Here is a 5572-nt window from a genome sequence, read left to right as displayed (position 1 = left end):
TTATATGTCTGTGATCAATTAAAGGATTATTGTTTCACGATATATACTTAAGAGCCTGTATTCAAGAAAACTTTTAAAATTACTAACTTATTCCATGCCCTACCTGTGTCACAATAAAGAACTGTAATAAGAAAAATATTGTTAAGGTAATTTAGTGAGTCCAACTGCTCAATCCACGGCAAGTGCGCGTCGCATAGTATTTCCTTTTACGGCAATTGTCGGCCAGGAAGAAATGAAACTGGCGCTGCTATTGAACGTGATTGACCCCAAAATTGGGGGTGTAATGATTATGGGCGATCGCGGCACTGGGAAATCCACAACTATCCGGGCGCTGGCGGATCTGCTACCAGAAATTTCTGTGGTTGCTAATGACCCCTTCAGTAGCGATCCTAGCGACCCCGACTTGATGAGCGATGAAGTCCGCCAACTTTTAGAACAAGGGGCGGAAATTCCCGTAGCTCACAAAAAAGTCCAAATGGTAGATTTGCCGCTAGGAGCTACAGAAGACCGAGTTTGTGGCACAATCGACATCGAGAAAGCTTTATCTGAAGGTGTCAAAGCTTTTGAACCGGGACTGTTGGCAAAGGCTAATCGCGGCATTCTCTATGTGGATGAAGTCAACTTACTAGACGACCACCTTGTAGACGTGTTACTCGACTCCGCTGCCAGTGGATGGAACACTGTAGAACGAGAAGGTATTTCTATCCGTCACCCTGCACGTTTTGTGCTTGTCGGTTCTGGAAACCCCGAAGAAGGCGAACTACGCCCCCAATTACTTGATCGCTTTGGGATGCACGCAGAAATTCACACAGTCAAAGAACCAGCTTTGCGGGTGCAAATTGTGGAACAACGAGCAGATTTTGACCAAAATCCGCCAGTATTTCTTGAAAACTACAAACCCCAGCAAGAAGCATTACAACAGCAAATTGTCAATGCTCAACAGCTTTTGCCAGAAGTGAAAATTGACTACGATCTGCGGGTGAAAATTTCTGAAGTCTGTTCAGAATTGGATGTGGATGGTTTGCGGGGTGACATTGTTAGTAACCGCGCTGCCAAAGCCTTAACAGCTTATGAAGGACGCACTGAAGTTACAGTTGATGATATCCATCGCGTAATTACGCTATGCTTGCGTCACAGACTGCGGAAAGACCCTTTAGAATCGATTGATTCTGGCTACAAAGTCGCCAAAGTTTTTAGCCGCATCTTTGGCGTCGAACTACCAGAAAGTGATATTGCACAAAAAAACGGCACAGGTCAAAAGTTAGGGGCTAGGGGTTAAAATTTACGAGCAAAGCCGGAAACGCTCCGCCTCTGGTGAAGAGTTAAGAGTTAAGAGTTTTGAATGAAAAGCTGCTTCATAACTGACAACTTTAATTCCTCACTCAGCACTGACTATATATAACTCCTAACTCCTCACTTATCACTCAGCACGAGCTAAACGCCCCGCTACCGCTACCGCTAACAGTACTAAAATATGAGAATTTGGTCTTTTTGGTTCAACAGCTTTGTTCTATCTAGCCAATACAACCCGCCCAGGTTTGTAGAATTATTGATGCTCTTATTAGCGATCGCTATGTTGGCAATAGCCAGTATTTTACCCAACGACACACCCTATTTAATCTTAGGTTTAAGCTTAGTAGTTGGGGCATCTATTTCTATCTTAGTGCGGGAAGCGATCGCCCCCTCACCCCAGAGACGAATTACTCAACTAACAGCATCCCTATTACTCATCATCAGCCTCTATGGCTTTGCTGACTTAATGTATACTCTTTAAAATTTGTCATTTGTCATTTATTAGTTGTAAGCACCAATGACTAATGATTCCATTTTTGCATTTCCACCAATTCCATACACAACTCATTAATTTGTTCCAAATCAGGTTTATGAGGTAAGGCAGATTGTTCGCAAACAATTTCTATTTCGGCGACTAAATCTTCTGCCATTTTCATCACCTGTTCATAAGAATACTCACCCTTTAAAAGAGCTTTTAAATCTTCAACATCACCAGCTGTTCTCCTATCTACAATCACTTCACCTTGCTGCAATATTTCTACTCCACTGCGTAACAATCTAATGCAGTGCATTCCATGTTTCAGGTCAAAACCCGACTTTCTTTCCATTTCTGCTCTAGCCGGATTTCTATTCTCCTGCCAAGATAAGTAAGCCTTCCATTCTCTTAAAGCTATTTGATAGCTTTGACTTTTCTGAAGCAGGCGGATAAAATCTTTACGGCTATTGGTTAACTTTTGGGTATATTCCAAAGTTTCATCAGGTAAAGTATATTGTTTTAAAACTCCTTTAAAATCAATATCTGCTGTCAGCAATTGATATAATTGTTCTGCTTCTTCCAAAAATTCAATCCGTCCTCTGATTAAGTTATAAAGATACTCCAGAAAAGCATTTAACTCATCTTTGCTCAGAGGCGCTTCGTCTTCTATAGCAAAGTCAGATGGTATTGGTTTTTTTTGCGGTGGCTTTAACAACCACTTACGATGAGTTTCCATCTTTTTGATTTGAGCAAAGGCATAACCAGTGTAAGTATGTTTTACCTTCTTGCTCAAAAATAACTGTTTACGAGCGATTAAATGCTGTCCGACTGCGCTTAAAAAAGGATAGTTATTCAACCAAAGCAATTCTAAAACATTGGGATTTGCGCCTGCTAATAACTGGAGGATTTTTCTTAATTCATATATAACTGTGTCTTTATTACCATCAACGAATGGAAATATTCCTGGTTCATCCCAACCACTATCTTTTTGTTCTATGCGATCGAATCCCAAATAGTACTTTTTGGGTGCAATAAATACTCCCCGATAATCAAAGTCGGAATCAGGACGATTTAAACCATAGCCGTGGCTACCAGCAAAACCAATTAAAATAGTTCTTTGCTCAACTTCTATTCTTTTCATTTCACCTGATTAAAATATAGTCATCCTAACTCATCAGTTAAGCAGGTGGCGAGACAAGCAGTAGAGAAAGGAATCATTTGCAAACAATAAAATCCCCGACTTCTCTAAGAAATCAGGGATCTGAGCCTTGGTCTAACAGGAATGCCCTTAAAGGAGATGATACAACGGTATCCCTTTGAGGAACAAAACTAGTCAATTCAGTTGTTCCTATACTTTTGATTTCCTATGATCAGGAATTATCTAGGATAAATGTGGCGTCTATTCCCCCATCCTGGATTAACAATTGCGGCTAAATCTTCCTCAGATAATTTGCTGATTTCACTGTCTAGTTCTTCGGCGTTGAAATCATAGCCACGCTCTTGAGCAATTTTGATGAAGGCTTCTGGATCGGCTGTTGCTTTGAGTCTTTGCTGTAACGCTTGATCTTGTTTTACCGCTTGAAAAAGTCGGGCAGCATTTTGCTGTGTCATGACAATCAATCTCCTATTTGAAATATCAGGTTTGAACGTGATAGTTTAACTTTTGAGGATTCACTAACTTTTGTAAATAATTTCTAGATGAGACACCTTATATTTAATATTAAAACAAAGAAGAAAAATGCGTTGATTTTGATAAAAAAATATAACTTTTCAGCTAATACTAATTAATGTTAATTTTTGGAAGATTCAGCCCTAAGATAGTAGCAATTTTTATCTAAAAAGTATTTGTTCTGACTTCTTGTAAATACAATTTACATTTGTGTGAGTCGGCGATGTTTACGACGGGCTACGCCTATACTCATGACGACAGTTGACTAATCCCTTTCCACTCTTGGAAAATGAGCGATCGCACAGAGTAATTAGCTGATTTTTATTTTCAGGCTGACCAGATAGCAATGCCAAACCCAAAAATTTTCTTAGAGCTTGACTTGACGCTTGTTAATAAAATAGTATGTTAGATTGTCTGTCTAATTCCTGCTCGGATCAGGTAGACATATTACAAAGGCTGGCAAAAGCATCTCTACAGGAGATAAGAACCAGCTACCTGTACGGCAACCTCAAGGACAATTCCATGACCTACGCGATTATTGAAACTGGCGGCAAACAAATACGAGTAGAGCCAGGGCGGTTTTACGACATTGAACTGCTTGCGATCGAACCCGATGAAAAAGTTACGATAGATTCCGTATTACTCGTGCAGCACGATGGCGAAGTCACTATTGGACAGCCATTAGTAACAGGTGCGACTGTAGAAGGGACTGTAATGCGACATTACAGAGGTCGTAAAGTTCTGGTATACAAAATGAAGCCGAAAAAGAAAACCCGCAAAAAGCGGGGGCATCGTCAGGAAATTACCAGACTTATGATTGACTCCATTACCCTTAACGGTGCAGTGTTTGCTGTTCAAGGAGAAGCGGAGAAGGAAACCCCCGTTGTAGATGACACTGCTGCTGAAGAAGTTGAAACCACTGCTGAATAATAAAATAAGTAGATACACAAGAGGAAATTATGGCTCATAAGAAAGGAACAGGTAGTACACGCAACGGTCGTGATTCTAATGCCCAACGTCTGGGTGTCAAGCGTTATGGCGGTCAAGTTGTACGTGCAGGAAACATTCTCGTGCGTCAGCGTGGTACTAAATTCCACCCTGGTAATAACGTCGGTATTGGTAGCGATGACACTTTGTTTGCCTTAATCGACGGTGTTGTGACGTTTGAGAGAAAGGGCAAAACTCGTAAAAAAGTTAGTGTTTATTTACCCACAACTGCTGCTGAGGCAGCCCCTGCTGAGGCAGTAGCAAGTTAGAGTGTGAGGGTGGGTAACAGTGCCCACCCGAATTGCTAGTTAGCGCTGATATGATAATCAGATTTGCACAAATATTTACAGCAGTTACTTAACTTTTAACCCTTATTTACTCTAAAAAATAAGTTCCTAACTCTTTTATTCTCTCTACCCAACCTTTCATCTCATCAGCGATTTTATACTTCCATTGAAGTTGAAGTACTTCTCTAGTATGAGAATCATCAAATATAACTTTGTCTTTGTTTTCAAAGACTGGCGCCAGAAATTCTACCTGAGCAGCCTGGGCAAACAAAGTTGACACTTGGCTAATACTCAAATTTTCAGGTGCAGCAAGGTAATGTCCTCCTTTGGAGCCAAATCGCGCTACGGCAATGTAGCAGTCTGCTAAATCTTCAACATGAATCCACGCCGTCATAAAATCTGGTGGAAATGGCTGATAGCCTTGGTGTGGTTTCCCTGTAATGAACTGCTGAATTGCAAAATCCCAGAAACTTCCACGAGTTGGTGCTGAACCATACACTGATGAAGGATACACAATCGAGGCGTTACCTGCATTGTTGATATATTCTTCTACTAGCCCATCTTTCAACACATTTACACCTACTAGTAAGTCAAGAGATACTAAATATTCGGGCCGTGTATAATCTTTTGGCGGGGGTGTTTCGGTGATTCGTCCGCCATCAGCAGTAATCAAAGAGAAATTCCCACTGGTTGTAATTACATGAATATCTGGTGAAATTGCCTTAGCGCCGTGTAAAACGGCTTTTAATGCTATACGGTCTTTGGCAAATTGAGCTTCTTTGGTTGATTCTGGAGGCATGTGCCACGGGGAGCATCCCACTTTTTATTATTTAAAAAAAGGTAAATAAAGCATGAGAAGGT

At 40.8% G+C, this 5572-nt stretch carries 7 protein-coding genes; 4 read left to right on the top strand and 3 right to left on the bottom strand.

Annotated features, from left to right (window positions below; translation table 11 throughout):
* Window positions 1–154: 154 nt before the first annotated feature.
* Window positions 155–1279: a magnesium chelatase ATPase subunit I gene (bchI, locus tag ACFE93_RS33780; RefSeq protein WP_375480359.1), complete on the top strand. Its 1125-nt coding sequence runs from the start codon at window positions 155–157 to the stop codon at window positions 1277–1279.
* A gap of 195 nt (window positions 1280–1474) precedes the next feature.
* Window positions 1475–1774, top strand: a complete 300-nt coding sequence (locus ACFE93_RS33775; RefSeq protein WP_375480357.1) for a hypothetical protein — start codon at window positions 1475–1477, stop codon at window positions 1772–1774.
* Window positions 1775–1814: 40 nt separating this feature from the next.
* Here the strand turns inward: ACFE93_RS33775 and ACFE93_RS33770 are convergent, their stop codons facing one another.
* Both ACFE93_RS33770 and ACFE93_RS33765 read right to left on the bottom strand, forming a co-directional pair.
* Window positions 1815–2909 carry a DNA polymerase beta superfamily protein gene (locus ACFE93_RS33770; RefSeq protein ID WP_375480355.1) on the bottom strand — a complete coding sequence of 365 codons (1095 nt, stop codon included), beginning with the start codon at window positions 2907–2909 and terminating at the stop codon, window positions 1815–1817.
* Between the two features lie 236 nt (window positions 2910–3145).
* On the bottom strand, window positions 3146–3379 hold the full coding sequence (locus ACFE93_RS33765; RefSeq protein ID WP_104906221.1) for a Nif11-like leader peptide family natural product precursor: 234 nt from the start codon (window positions 3377–3379) through the stop codon (window positions 3146–3148).
* Window positions 3380–3959: 580 nt separating this feature from the next.
* Between ACFE93_RS33765 and rplU the strand changes: the two genes are divergently transcribed.
* Both rplU and rpmA read left to right on the top strand, forming a co-directional pair.
* Complete coding sequence (rplU, locus tag ACFE93_RS33760) at window positions 3960–4367, top strand: 50S ribosomal protein L21 (RefSeq protein ID WP_375480353.1); 408 nt, start codon at window positions 3960–3962, stop codon at window positions 4365–4367.
* A 29-nt stretch (window positions 4368–4396) separates the two neighbouring features.
* Complete coding sequence (gene rpmA, locus ACFE93_RS33755; RefSeq protein ID WP_375480351.1) at window positions 4397–4693, top strand: 50S ribosomal protein L27; 297 nt, start codon at window positions 4397–4399, stop codon at window positions 4691–4693.
* A gap of 106 nt (window positions 4694–4799) precedes the next feature.
* Here the strand turns inward: rpmA and ACFE93_RS33750 are convergent, their stop codons facing one another.
* On the bottom strand, window positions 4800–5510 hold the full coding sequence (locus ACFE93_RS33750; RefSeq protein ID WP_375480349.1) for a hypothetical protein: 711 nt from the start codon (window positions 5508–5510) through the stop codon (window positions 4800–4802).
* Window positions 5511–5572 lie beyond the last annotated feature (62 nt).

The sequence above is a fragment of the uncultured Nostoc sp. genome, assembly GCF_964247315.1.
Lineage (GTDB): Bacteria > Cyanobacteriota > Cyanobacteriia > Cyanobacteriales > Nostocaceae > Nostoc.
This window is presented reverse-complemented; position numbering and strand designations above follow the sequence as displayed.

Bases quoted from the DNA above. Each gene is read 5' to 3' on its own strand.
- ACFE93_RS33775 (WP_375480357.1), top strand. From the start codon at position 1,475: ATGAGAATTTGGTCTTTTTGGTTCAACAGCTTTGTTCTATCTAGCCAA.
- ACFE93_RS33770 (WP_375480355.1), bottom strand. From the start codon at position 2,909: ATGAAAAGAATAGAAGTTGAGCAAAGAACTATTTTAATTGGTTTTGCT.
- ACFE93_RS33765 (WP_104906221.1), bottom strand. From the start codon at position 3,379: ATGACACAGCAAAATGCTGCCCGACTTTTTCAAGCGGTAAAACAAGAT.
- rplU (WP_375480353.1), top strand. From the start codon at position 3,960: ATGACCTACGCGATTATTGAAACTGGCGGCAAACAAATACGAGTAGAG.
- rpmA (WP_375480351.1), top strand. From the start codon at position 4,397: ATGGCTCATAAGAAAGGAACAGGTAGTACACGCAACGGTCGTGATTCT.
- ACFE93_RS33750 (WP_375480349.1), bottom strand. From the start codon at position 5,510: ATGCCTCCAGAATCAACCAAAGAAGCTCAATTTGCCAAAGACCGTATA.